Origin of the sequence: Achromobacter sp. Root170, from assembly GCF_001428165.1 — a bacterium.
GTDB classification, from domain to species: domain Bacteria; phylum Pseudomonadota; class Gammaproteobacteria; order Burkholderiales; family Burkholderiaceae_B; genus Achromobacter; species Achromobacter mucicolens.
Window position 1 is genome coordinate 354,277 of record NZ_LMHN01000012.1, and the last position, 15,576, is coordinate 369,852.

The 15,576-nt window shown below is 63.1% G+C and carries 12 protein-coding genes; 4 read left to right on the forward strand and 8 right to left on the reverse strand.

The genetic code is table 11. The features are described 5' to 3' along the window. Position 1: 1 nt before the first annotated feature. Genes tssK through tssB form a run of 8 tightly spaced genes read right to left on the reverse strand, consistent with a single transcriptional unit; the run spans position 2 to position 8,934 of the window. Positions 2 to 1,339 (reverse strand): type VI secretion system baseplate subunit TssK, encoded by a 1,338-nt coding sequence (gene tssK, locus ASD87_RS11850; RefSeq protein ID WP_056321460.1) that lies wholly within the window; start codon positions 1,337 to 1,339, stop codon positions 2 to 4. Next, complete coding sequence (gene tssJ, locus ASD87_RS11855; protein ID WP_056321463.1) at positions 1,336 to 2,346, reverse strand: type VI secretion system lipoprotein TssJ; 1,011 nt, start codon at positions 2,344 to 2,346, stop codon at positions 1,336 to 1,338. The genes tssK and tssJ overlap by 4 nt, the downstream gene beginning before the upstream one ends. Then, entirely contained in the window at positions 2,343 to 3,671 is a 1,329-nt protein-coding gene (tagH, locus tag ASD87_RS11860; RefSeq protein ID WP_200952182.1) for a type VI secretion system-associated FHA domain protein TagH, read from the reverse strand. Before tagH ends, tssJ begins: the two co-directional genes overlap by 4 nt. A gap of 26 nt (positions 3,672 to 3,697) precedes the next feature. Further along, positions 3,698 to 4,717, reverse strand: coding sequence for a type VI secretion system baseplate subunit TssG (tssG, locus tag ASD87_RS11865; protein WP_056321468.1), 1,020 nt, complete (start codon positions 4,715 to 4,717; stop codon positions 3,698 to 3,700). Continuing rightward, a complete protein-coding gene (gene tssF, locus ASD87_RS11870) occupies positions 4,681 to 6,417 on the reverse strand; it encodes a type VI secretion system baseplate subunit TssF (RefSeq protein WP_200952184.1) in 1,737 nt (578 codons plus the stop codon). The genes tssG and tssF overlap by 37 nt, the downstream gene beginning before the upstream one ends. Before the next feature lie 56 nt (positions 6,418 to 6,473). Beyond that, a complete protein-coding gene (gene tssE, locus ASD87_RS11875; protein WP_056321473.1) occupies positions 6,474 to 6,902 on the reverse strand; it encodes a type VI secretion system baseplate subunit TssE in 429 nt (142 codons plus the stop codon). A 6-nt stretch (positions 6,903 to 6,908) separates the two neighbouring features. Beyond that, the gene (gene tssC, locus ASD87_RS11880) at positions 6,909 to 8,381 is read right to left on the reverse strand and encodes a type VI secretion system contractile sheath large subunit (protein WP_056321476.1); all 1,473 of its coding nucleotides are present in this window, start codon (positions 8,379 to 8,381) and stop codon (positions 6,909 to 6,911) included. 46 nt (positions 8,382 to 8,427) lie between these two features. Next, on the reverse strand, positions 8,428 to 8,934 hold the full coding sequence (gene tssB, locus ASD87_RS11885; RefSeq protein ID WP_056321479.1) for a type VI secretion system contractile sheath small subunit: 507 nt from the start codon (positions 8,932 to 8,934) through the stop codon (positions 8,428 to 8,430). A 314-nt stretch (positions 8,935 to 9,248) separates the two neighbouring features. Between tssB and tssH the strand changes: the two genes are divergently transcribed. The 4 genes from tssH to tssA are packed head-to-tail and all read left to right on the forward strand — an operon-like array spanning position 9,249 to position 15,528. After that, a complete protein-coding gene (gene tssH, locus ASD87_RS11890; protein ID WP_056321481.1) occupies positions 9,249 to 11,825 on the forward strand; it encodes a type VI secretion system ATPase TssH in 2,577 nt (858 codons plus the stop codon). 9 nt (positions 11,826 to 11,834) lie between these two features. Continuing rightward, on the forward strand, positions 11,835 to 13,400 hold the full coding sequence (locus ASD87_RS11895; RefSeq protein ID WP_056321485.1) for a sigma 54-interacting transcriptional regulator: 1,566 nt from the start codon (positions 11,835 to 11,837) through the stop codon (positions 13,398 to 13,400). Beyond that, positions 13,397 to 14,086 carry a type VI secretion system-associated protein VasI gene (gene vasI / locus ASD87_RS11900; protein ID WP_200952185.1) on the forward strand — a complete coding sequence of 230 codons (690 nt, stop codon included), beginning with the start codon at positions 13,397 to 13,399 and terminating at the stop codon, positions 14,084 to 14,086. Before ASD87_RS11895 ends, vasI begins: the two co-directional genes overlap by 4 nt. After that, on the forward strand, positions 14,074 to 15,528 hold the full coding sequence (gene tssA / locus ASD87_RS11905) for a type VI secretion system protein TssA (protein WP_056321486.1): 1,455 nt from the start codon (positions 14,074 to 14,076) through the stop codon (positions 15,526 to 15,528). Before vasI ends, tssA begins: the two co-directional genes overlap by 13 nt. The last annotated feature ends 48 nt before the right edge of the window (positions 15,529 to 15,576 follow it).

Consider the following 15,576-nt stretch of genomic DNA (forward strand, 5'->3'; position numbering starts at 1 on the left):
GTCATTGGCTCCTGATCGCCCAGAACTGCAATTCCATTTCCGGATAATCCCCGGCAATGTGGAAACCAAACCCCGCCGTCTCTCGCATCATCTGCCAGCTTGGGTGGCTTCGATCAAACTGAAAGTAGGTAAATCCCGCATGAAAGGGCAGGTGGCGCGGCGCGACGGGCAAAGGCAATAACGGAATGCCCGGGAGCTGCAGGCTGACCAGTTCGCCCAGCCTCTCCATCGACGTCACCTTGGCCTGCTGCACGAATTGCTGCCGCAACGTGTCCAGCGGCATGCGCGCGCGCACCGCCAGGATGAAGTCGGCTTCCGAATACAGGCGCCGGTCGTGCACGGCGCAGGTCAGCACGCCGTATTGCTGACGTTCGATGGGCAGCGAAACCGCACGGGGTTGAAGCACCGTGCTCAGCGCACGCCGCAACGTGTCTTCCAGCACCCGGAATGACGCGCGGGGATCGTCGTGCTGATAGGCAGGGTACTCCTGAGGGATTCGGCCCTCGTCGGTGAAGGTGACCAGTTCGCCGCAAGCCTGGCTGAAAGCGACGTACAGCTGCTCCGGATGGACGCGGCGCAATCGGGAAAGATGCAGGAACAACGGATGCAGGCGATTGAGGACCTGCAGCAGGTTGAAATCGGTCACATCGGCGACGCCGGCCTGGCCGGGAGAGCCGATGCGTTCGGCGATGTTCTTGGCGCGCTCGCGCATGAGACCGGCGATCTCCCCGAGATAGCGCTTGAGCGGAGGAATCGCATTCAGCGAGATTCCCGTGGGGTAGAACGACTCGTCCAGCAGCAGGCTGCCATCCGGACGGCGATCGAGCAGGCGGCATAAGGCAATGCCTGTAAACGCGCTGCGGTCGTCGCGTTCCAGCGCAAGTTGCAGATTCAAGGCTGCCAGGTTCATCGGCACGTAATCGCCCTCCTGGCTGTGCGTGTCACGCACCTCTTCGCTGCGCGTCACGTAACGGGCATTGGCGTAGGTCTCGGGCCATTGCACCTCCAGCACGCCATCGGAACGCAGCGGCAACGTCAGGTACACGGTCTGGTTTACGGCCGAGGCGTCGGTGATGGGCAGCGGCACCGGAGGAGGCTGATCGTTGGGGATGTCGAATACGCTTCCGTCGGGCATGACGCCGCGCGCGCGCACAATCGCAATCTTTCCAAAGCTCAGGTATTCCTGGTTCAACTCCAGTTCACTGAACCCATACAGGTTTTCGCTGACCCCGCTGATGCGCTGATTGGCGTGGTGCTCGGCGGCGCGCGCCTGCTGTTGAAAATGCTGAGGCTTGACGAAAAGCCCCTCGCTCCAGATAACGGGATTGCGTGATGTCATGGATTGGAACTCGATTGCAAGGGACGATGGCTTTCGTCGGTGATGGCGACGCGCGTGCCGCTCAGCGTCAGCAGCAGGGCATATCGGCGTCCCTTTGGCTCCAGACGGAACGCCTGCTTCCACACAGCACCGTTCTGCGCGTGGAAGTCGGCCACGATGGCGACATATCGTGTGTCCGGGCGGATGCGCGCGAAGTCGATGTATTTGAACTGCCCGGGCTGAAGAACGTAGTCGTCTTGCGTCACGAAGGTGGTCCCCAGCGCTTTTTCCAGGTTCTTGGCCAACAGCAGCGGGTCTGCGTTCAACAACAGCGAATCGTCCTTGAGTTGCAATACCTTGAACGCAATGGGCGTGGCCAGGCTGCGCGATGGAGCGGCGGGCGGGAGAGCGGCGAAATCCAGCCCTTGGCTGTACTGCCCAAGACCGCGCGCCGGCACATGCGCCTGCGGATCGGCAATGTCCTCATCCACGAGCGCGAGGGGGGAGGGGGCGCTTGTCAGGTGCTGGCTGGCGGCCGCGGCTGGGGCGCCGAATCCGCGGTTGGACAGGTAGTGGGGCGATACATCAAGCCTGGCGGGAAGCGGCGATAGAGCCACGACGACACGGGCTTGGGAGACGCGGGATGAGCCGCGATCGACACGGCTCATCGATTGCGGCGACGCCGCTGTGTCCTCGAGTTCGTCGAGCAGCGCCCGCAATTCGCCAATCAAATCGTGCCGGTTGCCCGATCGCAAGCTGATTTCGAAGGCATCGCCGCTCGCATCGCCTCCCGGCTGGGCGGTGCCGGACAAATCCGCAGGCTGCGGCACGTGGGCGCTCTCGGGATTTGGATTGACGTCGTCGGCGGCGTACAGGCTCAGACCGATCAGGCTGGGCTGATCGTCCGGGGCGCCCACTGGTATCGACGGGTCCATCAGGATCTGCCCTGTCTTGGTCAGGACCTCGCCCACCGTGCCGCACCCGACGAGCATGCTGACTGCAAGCCCGGCCAGGATCGGACGTTTCATTGGGCCTCCGCACGCACGGCGCGTTCGTAAGACTGCGCGAAAACTTCCCAGAAGAGTTTCTCGAAACCGCGCTGGCGTGCCGAGCGGAGTTCTTCGTAGTAATGCGTGTACATTCGCCATGCCCAGTCGTTCGAGCCCGCCTGGGCGGAATCTTCATTTCCATAGCGGCAGAAGCGTTTCACCAGCACCTCGGGAGAAAACGCTTGCAGCAGGGCATCGAGCCCCGCTTCGATTCCCTTGATAATGGCGGCCTGATGCCCCTTGAACTGCGTCATCGTCTCTTCGACCGCGGCCTTGGGCGACAGATGCACGACGCTGCGCTCTCGGGAGAACAGGGCGCGCACGGTGTCCGGATAGCCTTGGCCCAGGCGCAGCGGATTGTCCTCGATGGGCTGCAGCGTCAGCGTGTTCATCGCCAATCGCGACTCCTGAGGCTCCGTGGCGTCGTACAGCGCAGCAATGCCTCGAATGGCCGCGCCGAGCGCCTGCCCGGCTTCGACCAGCAGTGCACGGCCCGCCTGCGCGTCCATGTCATCGAGCGCCACGTCCATGCCCTGAAGCAGCGCCAACGCCGCCTGCGCAGAATCGCCAAAGGAGGGGGCCGCCGGGGCCGTCCTGCCGGGGTCGGTAAGAATGGGTTCGCGTGACTGCGACATGCTGAAGTCTCCAGAAGTGATCTTGGGCGAGCCGGCGACCGCAACGTAACGGGTGGAGGCCAGGTCCGGCTGGGTGGGCGCAAGCGCTGCGCCCCGCGCATTGCCGGCATCCAGTGGCGAGGGCGGGGCGAACGAAGGTTGTTCCGCGGCGTCCAGGGCGCGCAGCGGGTCAAGGTCGGTGCGGGAATCGCGGGCGGCAGCCAAAGCCTGGAAGGCAGCATCCGCGCCGTGTGTGCCGCGGGCCTGATCGAACGGATAGCGGTCGGCCGGCAAATCGTCCATTGCGGCGCGATGCGCATTGAGGATCTCGCTCACGTCATACTGGGCGAGATGGCGCGAAGCATCCGGCATCGCATGCAGCGCGTCGTCCAGGTGCACCGTAACCCTGTACGGCCCAATGTGCAGGACGTCGGCGTCGCTCAGGCGCGCGCCCACCATCACGCCCAAGGGGTCGCGCGCATCGTTGACACGAGTGAATCCTGATCGGTCTATCACGCAGAATGCGTCGTCGCTGTGGCGGATCTCGCAGTGCAACGCAAGCACGCGTCCCGCCTTGTCCACCAAGGTCCAGCTTGCGCCGTGGCTGCCTATGGTGCCGCCGTTCAAGTCAAATCGATGCCGTGGCGTGCTGCCATGCTGCAGCGCCTGGGGATTGGCGACGACGAGCACGATGCCGCGCTCGGAGAGGGAGGTTGTCATAAGCGCGCCTTGATTCTGACGTGGGAGGCGCGGCGCACGACCGTATGCGCCACGAAGCTGGTCCAACCCAGATGCGCGCCGCTGGCGCGTCCCAGGTTGAAGGGCGGGACCTCTTCCTGCCGCAACCCGAGTTCCAGGTCATAAGCGGCCGGGTCGCGCAGCAGGAAGTCGATCAGTTTGCGCAGGCGTTCGAAATCCTCGCCGCTGGGCAGGAACTCGCGAAAACGTCTTTGATCAAGGTCGGAAATGACGATGGTGAACTTGCTATAGCGTGTACGTACACGATCGCCGATCACAAAGGAATCGCCCAACGTTCCGTTGCGCCTTCCCAGCGTTAGCCGTTGGCCAGGGTTGATGTGCATGTATCGCGGCTCGAACTCCCGCAGGCGCACCGTCTTGAGGTCGAAACAGTGCGCAATGATGCCCGCGACCACCTGCGCTGAACGGCTACGCCCCGCAATCGCGCCCGCATAACTCAGCAGGCGGCTCCAGGCGATGGGGGTCACGCCGCGCAGCTCGGAGTCGCCCAATCCCACCATGGCGAAAACGTAGCGCGAGAACCGATCCTGCGCCTCCCGTTGGAAACGCACGTAATAGCGATACTTGCGCCAGGCCTGATGCAGCAGCGTCAGCAGCCGGTGATGGAAGAAGTCCAGAAATGCCGGACGGATGCCAATGCCTTGGCCGTATTCGTAAGCGAGCCGATCCAGATAAAAGCCGGGCAGGGGGGAATCCGGTCCCTGCAGGCCGAAAAAAGTGGCTTGCACGCGGTAGTCGCTGCTGGCGGACGCGGGCATGCGTTCGGCCAACTCGACGTCGGACGCCGGAAATCCCAGTCCTGCGGAGCTGCCAAGGCGCACACGCTGGCGCTCCGGCGCCGCGCTGTCGGGGGCTTCCAGGTTGTCGCCGTGCAAGCCGTGCAACTGCTCGAGCAGGCGGAAGAAATCAAAGTTCTTCGCGTCAGCCAGCAGATGGTCAGCTAGATCAGCGGTTGTTTGCCGGTCTGCAGGGGCCATTCGTAGCGCTCGTTGTTGCCGGTGTTGGTGGCTTCCAGCAGGTGAAAGGAATTGATGCTCGCGTACAAGGCGAGGAAGTGACTGAGCACCGTGCCGAACAGGTACAGGTCGCCTTCGCACAGGAAGGCCTGCGGATCCAGCCGGATGCTTGTCTTGAGGCCGCGGATGGGAAGGCCCTTCATCAGCAGGTCCGTCGGTGTGGTGACCGCGCCTTCGATGCCGTCCAGCCGCTTTCGCGTGGCGCGGGCGCGCTGAATGTCATGCAGCGCCGCGAAGTCGTAGCCGCGAAGTACCGCCTTCAGCGGCTCTGTCGACAGCAAAGACAGGTAATTGAGCGACAGGTTGGAAATCAGCGTCCATTGCAGTTCGCCGTCCAGGACCGGCCGATATGACGGCGTGGGCCTTGTGACGTTGCCATAGCGTGCGAACGTTGGCGTGGTTTGCGTTTGCAGGCAGATGTCACCAGCCGCGAGGGATAGGGGCAGGTCCTTGTTGGTGCAGGTCAGCGCAAGCGAAACGGTTTCATCCTCATCGATGTAATGGGTCTCGTCGCTGCGGATGAACGAAACCCGATGCCGCACGCCGTCGCCGGCCAATTCCTTCTCGATCCGCGTTCGGTAGTAGAGGGCCGACCGGCCCTGCGAATGTTCGATCTCGTGCTGCAGTGATTCAAACGGATGGAAGGTACGCAGGAATTCTCCGCGCTGGCCATCCGCCTTGCGGTGCCAGCCGCTCACCTTGTCGATGCTGAAGATTTCGTAAGCGTCCTGGCGTTGTCCCCCCGGCAGAATCCGTTGCGCTGCCTGACGGCCATTCAGATTGATGGGCTCTGCATCGTGCTCGAACAGATTCACTGCAGGCGTGCAGTACAGCATCAGGTCGTTGTTGCGCAGCCGGATGTCGGCGGGCATGGGGCGCGAGAAATGGAACTCCACGCGGACGTTGCCGTGGCTGTCCGCCGGCCAGAGTGAACGTAAGGCCGTCAGGCTGAAGAACTGAAAGCGGCGGGGGAAGATGAAGTATTCCTGGAGGATCCGATAGCCGTCGAACACGTTCTTCGGATAGGGAAGCAACGCTTCTTCGGGAGAGAATCCGGGAAAGCTCACCTGGCGCGGCGACAGCTGGCGCGATTGTCCCCCGCATTCCACCCGTATCTCGCTCAAGTACCGGGATAGCCACAAGTACAGCGTCAGTGCTGTGGTGTCGTCACCGCTCAGGTGAAAGTCGAGCTGATCGCAGTCGAAGCTGTCCAGCGAATTTCCCGCCATCGGTGCAAGGTCCACACGCATGATGGACTTCTCGCGCGAGTGCGCATCGCTGACTTCCTGGATACGTAGCGGATAGATCGTGACGTCCGCGCAGGTTCGAAACTCGCAACGGATTCCCTCGACGGGGTGAGACAGGATCTGCGTACCCTTTGGTATAACCTGCCGCGTCGTGATGGCGCGATCTACCGGGTCGAACCGCATGATGGTCACGCTGGGTAGGGGGCGCAGGTAATTCGGCCACAAGAGTTGCAGGAGCGAATGGGTCAGCTCGGGAAGGTCGTCTTCGATCTTGAGCCTTAGCTTGGCCGTCAGGAACGCAAAACCTTCCAGCAGCCGCTCCACATCGGGGTCGGCCGCTTCGTCGCCCAGAAACTGCGATAGCTGCGGATTGTCGCGTGCAAACTCGCGGCCGAGCCTGCGCAGGTAATCCATTTCTTCGCGGAATTTTCCCCGCAACGGCATGTTCGATGCGCCTCCTTGGGCGATGGCTATACGATTCGCGCGAGTCGATCCGGGCGGTGGATGATGAGGTCGATCTCGACCTGTTCGGCGGCGTTGGCAAGGGGAACCAGGCAGTCCAGCCGGAAAGTCAGGTCAAGCGGACGCGAGGCATCGGGGCGGGCGCGAACCGCCAGCACGCGGACCCGAGGTTCGAACTTGGCCACCGACTGGCGGATGTCCTGGCTGACGCGCAGCAGCAGGTCGGCGCTGCCGATGGCGGCGTCATTGAAGTCGCGCAGACCCAGGCCGGGCGTGCTCAGCGAACACCCCTGACGGCTGTTGAGGATCAGCTCGAGATGACGCTTGATCGCCAGGATGCGCGCCGCTGCGGCATCCTGGCGTGACCGGACGCGCCGCGGCGGCGCGTCCGGAGTCAGCCGCTCGAACAGGCTCGCCTGCCCGGATGTTCTGGGCATGCCGCGTTATTCCTTGTCCAGGCGGCCCACGAGCGACAACTCGAAGTTGGCGCCCATGTACTTGAAATGCGGGCGCACGGCCAGCGAAACCTGGTACCAGCCCGGGTTGCCGGCAACGTCCTGCACCTGGACTTTGGCTGCGCGCAGCGGACGGCGGCTGCGCACATCGGAAGACGGGCTTTCCTGGTCCGCGATGTACTGCTTGAGCCAGCCATTGAGCTCACGTTCCAGATCTTGCCGCTCCTTCCAGCTGCCGATCTGCTCGCGCTGAAGGACCTTGATGTAGTGCGCCAGGCGGTTGATGATGAACATGTAGGGCAGTTGCGTGCCCAGCTTGTAGTTGGTCTGTGCGTCCTGGCCTTCGGGCGTCTTTTGGAAGCGTTTGGGCTTTTGCACCGAGTTGGCGGAGAAGAAGGCGGCGTTGTCGCTGTCCTTGCGCATCGTCAGGGGGATGAAACCCTCTTCGGCCAACTCGAATTCCTTGCGGTCGGACACCAGCACTTCAGTGGGAATCTTGGCTTGCAGTTGTCCCAGGGATTCGTAAAGGTGCACCGGCAGGTCGTCGACCGCGCCGCCGGATTGCGGTCCGATGATGTTCGGGCACCAGCGATACTTGGCAAAGCTCTCGGTGATGCGGCTGGCGAGCAGGTAGGACGTGTTGCCCCACAGATAGTTGTCATGGTCGCCTGCGATCGTCTCGCGGTACACGAAGCTGCGGGTGGGGTTTTCAAGGGGATCGTAGGGCTGGCGCAGCAAGAAGCGCGGCATGGTCAGTCCAAGATAGCGGGCGTCTTCGGATTCGCGCAGGCCGCGCCATTTCGCAAAGCGCGGACCTTCGAAAATGTCCTTCACTTCCTTCAGATTGGGCAGATCCTGGAAACTCTTGAGGTTCAGGAACTCGGCGCCGGCCGCGGCGAGGAACGGCGCGTGGGCCATTGCGCCAACCGAGGCGACATAGCTAAGCAGCTTGATGTCGGGCGCCGAGGGGCCAAACGTGTAGTTGCCCACAATGCTGGCAATCGGCTCGCCGCCGAACTGCCCATATTCGGCGGTATACACGTGCTTATACAAACCACTGCGCGTGATGTCGCCGCAGCCTTCAAAATCGTCGAGCAATTCGTCCTTGGTGACGTGCAGGATTTCGATCTTGATGTTTTCCCGAAAATCCGTCCTGTCCACCAGCAGTTTGAGTCCACGCCAGGCGGATTCGAGTTCCTGCAGCGGCTTGTGATGCAGAATCGCATCCATTTGATGACCGATCTTTCGATCGATTTCGGCAATCATCTGGTCGACGAGCTGTTTATTTACCTGCTGCTCGCGTTCATCGCTTTTTAGAATTTCGCCGATGAATGCCGCGACCCCCCGTTCAGCGACGGCATAACCCTCGTGCGTGGGTTCGATTCGGGTCTGCGCCATGATCTGCTCGAGCAGTCCCTGGCTTTGTTTCGTTTCCGGTGCAACGCTGGCTTGAGCCTTCATGCGCTTGTCCTTGTAAACCTGTGGGCAGTAGGTGATGGGTGGGGGATCAGGATGCGGACGTGTCCAGCACGAGGTCCAGTTCCTTGGCCAATGCGCTGCGCGCCTTGTCGTCGGCCAGGAGCGATTGCAATTGCTTGCGGAACGCGGGCACGTTGCCCAGTGGCCCCTTGAGCGCCACGAGCGCCTCTCTGAGCTCCAGCAGCTTGTTCAGTTCAGGCACCTGCCGGGCGATGGCATCCGGCGCGAAATCCTGGATGGCCTTGAATTGCAGGCCCACGCTAAGGGTGTCGTCCTCTTGGCCATCGCCGAGTCGAGTGGGCACCTGCATGGCCAGTTGCAGTCCGGCGCCCGCCATCACCTCGTCGAAGTTGTCCTTGTCGACGCGGACCAGCGGGCGGTCTTCCAGCGCGGCTTCTTCCCCGTGTCCCTTGAAATCGCCCGTGACGAGCAGCTTGAGGGGCAATTCCATTTCTGTCTGCTGATCACCCGTCGCGGGCACGTATTTGATGTTGATACGTTCTTGTGGGGCGACGGAAGCCGATTTTGTAGCCATGAAAGTTCCTGGTTATTAACGCGGAAGCAACGGATTTGGAAGGCCCTGATTAAACCGGGCGGTGACGGTTGGTGTTTTGTAATTAATCAGTTTGGTTTTTGAAATACTGATTTCGGTGATCCTAAGGGGGTTATCGAGTTCGCAGAATAATAAGAATTCGAAAAATAAATGCTTGTTTAATTTGTTGTTCATCGCATATTCTTGCCGCGTATTTTTGTGGGTTTCAGATAATCTCCGTTATTAATTGCTGCATTTGCGGAGCGTGTTTGGGCCTTGAAGATAAATAACGACATCGTGTCGGCCGAGTGCGATCCATGATCAGAATTGATTTGCCCGCAGTTATTCAGCGCTTGAACCCTGCCTGCCGTCAGGCTCTGGAAGAAGCCGCCAGCTTGTGCATCAGCCAGCGAGGCGCCGAGGTCACTGTTGCACTGGTGATGTCCAAGCTCCTGGACCAGCCGCTGGGCGACGTCAGGTTGTTATTGCGGCACGTCGCGCTGGACGTGGATGGGGCGCGGGCCGTCATGTCCGGGCGCGCGTCGTATCAGGCCGAGAGCACGGAGCAATACCCAACCTTTTCTCCGCTGCTGATCGAGTTGCTTCAGGAAGCCTGGCTGCTCGGATCGTTGGAGTTGGGGCAGACGGAGATTCGGGGAGGCAGCCTGCTCCTTGCGGCCCTGCTCAATGCGCCGCGGTATCTACCCCTGGCGGCGGTCTCGTATTTCGAGAGCGTCAACCGCGAAGCGCTGCGCAAGAATTTCGGCGTAGTGCTGGCGGATTCGTCGGAAACACCCGCCCAGGTCGGAGCGGCGGCATCGCTGCCCGCCCCACACAGTGACGACAGCGCGCTGGGCCGGTTCGGCCATGACCTCACTGCTCAGGCGCGCGAGGGACGCATAGATCCGGTGCTTTGCCGCGACGCGGAGATCGATCTGGTGATCGACATTCTGTCGCGCCGCCGGAAAAACAATCCCATCGTGGTGGGAGACGCCGGGGTCGGCAAAAGTGCCGTCGTCGAGGGGCTGGCGCTACGCATCGCCGAGGGGCGCGTCCCCGAAGCGCTGCATCAGGTTGCGATCTGGGTGTTGGACTTGGGCGCGCTGCAGGCCGGTGCGTCCGTCAAGGGTGAATTCGAAAAGCGGCTGAAGGCGGTCATCGACGAAGTCAGGTCGTCGGCGCGGCCGGTCATTCTGTTCATCGACGAAGCGCACACGCTGATCGGCGCCGGTAATGCAGCAGGAAGTGGTGATGCAGCCAATCTCCTCAAGCCCGCGCTGGCGCGCGGCGAACTGCGCACCATCGCCGCCACGACGTGGTCGGAATATAAGAAATACTTCGAGAGGGACCCGGCCCTTGCGCGCCGCTTCCAACTGGTCAAGGTAAACGAACCCAGCGCCGAAAGCGCCGTTCACATCCTGCGCGGCCTGCGCCAGACCTATGAGGAGGCGCACGGCGTCTATATCGGCGATGACGCCCTGCAGGCAGCAGTCGCATTGTCGGCGCGCTATCTGTCGGGACGTCAATTGCCTGACAAGGCAATCGACGTCCTGGACACGGCCTGCGCTCGCGTGGCCACCGCGTTGGCCGAGCCACCTCGCAAACTGGCAAATCTGATGCAGGAGCAGACTCAGATCGAGGCGGAGTCAGCCTTGCTGCGACGCGACGCGCGGGCAGGGAAAAAAGCCAATCCTGCACGATTGGCGGCCTTGGAGGAAATGTCAGGCGACGTGCAGCGGCGGGCCGGACACGTTCAGGCGTCCTGGGCAAGCCAAAGGCAACTGGTCGACGATATTCTGGCCTTGAGAAGCGGCCAAGGCGAAAGCGCGTCGGTCCAAGAGGATGCGGACCTCGCCTCGGCGGTCGCCGAGCTGGCCGAATTGCAGCGCGGCGGCGCGCTGTTGCATGCGGATGTTGGCCGGGAGCAGATCGCGCAAGTCATTGCGGACTGGACCGGAATTCCGGTGACGACTCTGGACAGCAGCCAGACGGAACGTCTGGCGCAACTGCCGATGTTGCTTCGCGAGCGCGTCAAGGGCCAGGAAGCGGCGATAGACCGCGTGCACAGGCACTTGCTCACCGCGATGGCGGATCTGCGACGACCCGGCACCCCGCTGGGCGCGTTTCTGCTTGCCGGTCCCAGCGGTGTCGGCAAGACCGAGACGGCGCTCGTGCTGGCCGAGGTGCTGTTCGGCGGCAAGCATTTCCTCACCGTCATCAACATGTCCGAATTTCAGGAAAAGCACACCGTGTCCCGCCTGCTGGGCGCACCGCCGGGCTATGTCGGCTACGGTGAAGGCGGTGTGCTGACCGAAGCCATCCGCCGGCAACCGTACGCCGTGGTGCTGTTGGACGAGGTGGAGAAGGCCCATCCCGAAGTGCTGAACATTTTCTACCAGGCTTTCGACAAGGGCGAGCTAGCCGATGGGGAAGGGCGACAGATCGACTGCAGGAACGTGCTATTCATCCTGACGTCGAATCTAGGCTTCGACGAGCAGGGCGGTGAGCTGGCGGATTTGACGGACGAAGCGCTGCGCCAGCGGCTGTTGGCGTTTTTCAAGCCCGCGCTGCTTGCCCGCATGCAGGTCGTTCCCTACCGCTACCTGGACGAAGCCGTGCTGGGCGAGATTATCGATGCACGGTTGGCGCGGCTTCAAGCCCAATTCCGCACGCGCTATGACGCCGTGCTGGACATCGATATAGAGGCACGGGCTGAGTTGCGGCGGCGCTGCAACCGCCACGCGAACGGCGCCCGATTGCTGGACGCGAGCATTGACGGCGAACTGCTCCCGCCGTTGTCCCTGGCGGTCTTGCAGCGCCTGGCGACCGGCGCGCCGTTTGGCAACGCGAGATTGCAGTGGCAATGCAGCGCTTTCACGGCCAGTCTGGACTGAGGCGCGGCGATGAACGCGCATGACGTGGCCGAGATCGCCAGGAATCTGGCCATGGCCCCCAATCCGCGGGCGCTGGCGGTTGTTTTCCTGTCCGCTCTCACCCGATTCGCAAGTTTGCGCGCCGCCTGTGTGTACGTGCGCGATGCGGCGGGAGATCAGTTGCTGCCACTCGCCAGCGTCCCCCCGGAAACAGAACCGTTTCCGGCGATAGACCTGGAGGCGCTGGACGATCCGGTCGTCTATAGCCTGACGGCGGGCCAGCCATGTTTTGTGGAGCGCCTGTCGGCGCTGGTCGCGGTGGGCGCCGGATTTGAACGCCTGACGCAGTGCTTGGGACCGCAAAGCGCGCTGCTTGCGCTGCCGCAGCGCGACAGTCGCCAGCATGTCGCCTCCGTGCTGGTATTGGCTGGCGATGCGCGCCGCCTGCAGACCTGGCGTGCCGATCCGGTGTGGCAATTGTTGCTGCAGACCCATGAGCTTCTGGCGGCGCGCCTGTGTGCGCAGATGAGCGCGTCCGAAAACGCGCGCTACCAGAACAGCTTGCGCCAGCCGCAGGAGGAGCGCCGCGGCGTTCGCACGGCGCGCTTGCTGGCGGCGGAATTCATCGGCGTCAGCCCTGCGGCCAGGCAGGTTCGGGAGGACATCCTGCGCTTTGCCGACTCCACGCTCGCCGTGCTGTTGACGGGTGAAACGGGAACGGGCAAGGACCACGCCGCCTGGTTGATCCATCAGGCGTCACCGCGCGGAGGAAAGTTCGTGCCGGTGAATTGCGCCGCGATTCCCAAGGACCTGATCGAGGCCGAGCTGTTCGGCAATGTGCGCGGGGCCTTCACCGGCGCGACGCACGCGCGCGCAGGGTTGGTGGCGCAGGCCGATGGCGGGACGCTGTTCCTGGATGAGATCGGCGACATGCCGCTGGCCCTGCAGGCCGCCTTGCTACGGTTGCTCAACGAAAAGAAGTATCGGCCCCTTGGAGGCGATCGGGAGCACGCCTCGGACTTTCGGCTTATCTGCGCGACGCATCAGCCCCTGGCGCAGTTGATCCAGGAGGGACGATTCCGCGAGGACCTTTATTTTCGGATTCGCCAGCAGACGCTTCACCTGCCCGCGCTGCGCGACCGGCCAGGCGACATTGCCGCGCTGGCGTCGCACATGATCCTCAGGCACAACCGCGAGCAACGCACCCATGTGCAGGAGCTGGAGGCACGCGCGCTGGCGTTCCTGGAGGGCCATCCCTTTCCCGGCAATGTGCGAGAACTGCGCAGCATGTTGCTGGTTGCCGCCGAGCGGGCCGGCGCCGGCGCGGCGATCGGCCTGCAGCACCTGCATCAACCGGAGGCTGGCGGCAACGCCCTCGAGTGCGCCGATCAGGTGCATCGCCATCTGCATGGACTGCTTCACACCGACAACTTGCCGCATGCGGTTCATACCTTCGAACGCCTGCTCGTCACCGCACGCCTGCAATCACTGCAAGGTTCGCGCAGCCGGGCGGCGCAGAGCCTGGGCATTCCCAAGCGCACGCTGGCACGCCGATGCCAGGCCTGGAACCTGGACCGCGAGGACTCTTCCCGATGAAATCTCCGAACACCTTTTGCCTTCTGATGCTGGCGGCAGCGACTTGCCATGCGGAGACGCCGCCCATTCCTTCCACGAGCGATTGCACGGCGATCGTGTCAGGGCTGCAGCGCCTCGCGTGCTTTGATCGCATCGCCGGCACGCCGCCAGAGCCGATGCCGGCAGTTGATTCGCCCTCCATAGTCGTTCCCGCAGCGACATCCGTCGTGCCGCGCCCGTCCGCCCTGGTTGACCTGATCCGCCAGAACGAGGCGCAGCGAAGCGAGGGCGACAACACGTTTCTTGTTTCTCGCCAGGAAGATGCCACGCCCGGGCAGACGCAGATCTTCATCTCGGCGCCAGCGCTTGACGGCGCGGCCGACTCCGTCTATCTCGCCCTCAGTTGCATCGCCAATATCTCGCGGCTTCAACTGCTCCTGCCAGCACCTGCAGATCGCAACCAGATCCGCATTCGGCTGTTCATCGACGAACGGCCATTGTCGGCGTCTCGGACGTGGCAGGTAATCGAGCCGGGCAACGTGGTCGACGCCGGGCGGGGACTCGTGGCCATCGACCTGCTGCGCCAGTTTGTCACGGGTGGCCGGCTGCGCGTCGAGAGCGATTCCGCCGTCGTTCACGGACTGATGTTTGACGCGGCTGGGTTGACCGGGCTGATCGCGCAGCAACGGGAGGCATGTCATTGGTGATCGACTACCCCGCGCTGGACCTGGAAGCGTTGCTTGCGCCGCTGGATGCCGCCAGTCCGGCTGGCTGCTTCGATGAGGAAGATGAGACGTTCCAAGGCATCGACCATGAGATGGTCAAGCTGGGCGGCCTGCACGAGCCGCGGCTGGACTGGTCCTATGTCGACGAGGCGTCGCGCCAGTATCTGGCGTCGCAGTGCAAGCACTTTCGCGTGGCAGGGCATCTGATCGCGGCCCGATTGCGGGCCGGTTCCTGGCGAACTTGGGCTGAGGCCGTCCATGTACTGGCCGGCATGGTCGAGCGCTATTGGGAGGCAGGCTTTCCCAAGCCCGGCCCGACCGGATTTCTGGTCAAGCGCCGGTTCGTCGCGTTGCAGGTCGAGCGGCTGGGCGCGGCGTTGGGGGGCTTGCGAGCGCAGGACGACGCCCGGCAGCACCAGGAGTTTGCCTCCAAGGCGCTCGATGCGCTGCAAGCGCAGGCGGCGGCGGCAAAGCTGGACGTTGCCATGCTGACGCGGTTGGAAGCGCAATTCGCCCGACGCGTGGAGCAGCTCCGGTATCCGGAGCCGGCCGCCGCCGTGCCCGCCTTGGGGCAGCAAGGCGGCCAGGCCATCAGCGAGGCCTTCTTCAACATGCCCGGCGAGGCGTTGAAGCTGGGAGACGAACGCGAGAGCCGGCGCTCTTTGTTGAACGTGGCCGACTTCATCAATCAGCAAGATGCTTACGATCCGGCCGGCTATCAGCTTCGCCGCTTTGCGCTGTGGGCGCATCTGCACGCGGCGCCGCCCGTGCGAAAGGAGATGCGCACGGAACTGATGGCGGTGCCCAACGACATTGCACACGGGTATGGCGAGGCACTGACCGCCAACACGGTCACGCCGGCGCTGCTCCAGCGTGTCGAGAAAAGCGTGGTGGCGTCGCCGTATTGGATCCGCGGGAGCTTTCTGGCCGCCAGCATCGCGCGGCGGTTGGAAATGAAGGAAGTGGCGTCGGCAATCCGTTCGTCGACCGAGCGATTCGTGCGCCGCATTCCGGTTTTGGTCGACTTGCAGTTCAACGATGGCCGCCCTTTCGTGGACGCCGAGACGCTGGGTTGGCTGAGCGGCGCAGATGCGGAAATCGCCGCGCAGCCTGCCACGTTGGAGTTCCGCGTCTTGCGCGAGGAATTGTCGGCACAGCTTGCAAGCGATGGCGTGGAAGCCGTTTTGCGGCGCCTGCAGGAATTACAGGGCGAGGACGCCACGCCGAGGCAGCGGGGGCACGCCCGCGTCATCGCGGCGGAGATGCTTGCCGTGCGCGGGCTGTCATGGCTGGCGCAAGACCTGTATGCGGGCGTCGGACGGCTCATGCAGGACACGCCTGCCAGCCAGTGGGAGCCGGAGCTGTTCGGCTCACTGAGCCAATACGTGCCGGCCCGATCGGGCGCGGAAGAACCACAACGTTAAAGCTGGGTTTTAGAAGGAAACGCGATGTCGAGGATCTGGGCGTATTTC

Bases quoted from the DNA above. Each gene is read 5' to 3' on its own strand.
- tssH (WP_056321481.1), top strand. From the start codon at position 9,249: ATGATCAGAATTGATTTGCCCGCAGTTATTCAGCGCTTGAACCCTGCC.
- tssC (WP_056321476.1), bottom strand. From the start codon at position 8,381: ATGAAGGCTCAAGCCAGCGTTGCACCGGAAACGAAACAAAGCCAGGGA.
- tssB (WP_056321479.1), bottom strand. From the start codon at position 8,934: ATGGCTACAAAATCGGCTTCCGTCGCCCCACAAGAACGTATCAACATC.
- tssK (WP_056321460.1), bottom strand. From the start codon at position 1,339: ATGACATCACGCAATCCCGTTATCTGGAGCGAGGGGCTTTTCGTCAAG.
- vasI (WP_200952185.1), top strand. From the start codon at position 13,397: ATGAAATCTCCGAACACCTTTTGCCTTCTGATGCTGGCGGCAGCGACT.
- tssA (WP_056321486.1), top strand. From the start codon at position 14,074: ATGTCATTGGTGATCGACTACCCCGCGCTGGACCTGGAAGCGTTGCTT.
- tssG (WP_056321468.1), bottom strand. From the start codon at position 4,717: ATGGCCCCTGCAGACCGGCAAACAACCGCTGATCTAGCTGACCATCTG.
- tssE (WP_056321473.1), bottom strand. From the start codon at position 6,902: ATGCCCAGAACATCCGGGCAGGCGAGCCTGTTCGAGCGGCTGACTCCG.
- ASD87_RS11895 (WP_056321485.1), top strand. From the start codon at position 11,835: ATGAACGCGCATGACGTGGCCGAGATCGCCAGGAATCTGGCCATGGCC.
- tssF (WP_200952184.1), bottom strand. From the start codon at position 6,417: ATGGATTACCTGCGCAGGCTCGGCCGCGAGTTTGCACGCGACAATCCG.
- tssJ (WP_056321463.1), bottom strand. From the start codon at position 2,346: ATGAAACGTCCGATCCTGGCCGGGCTTGCAGTCAGCATGCTCGTCGGG.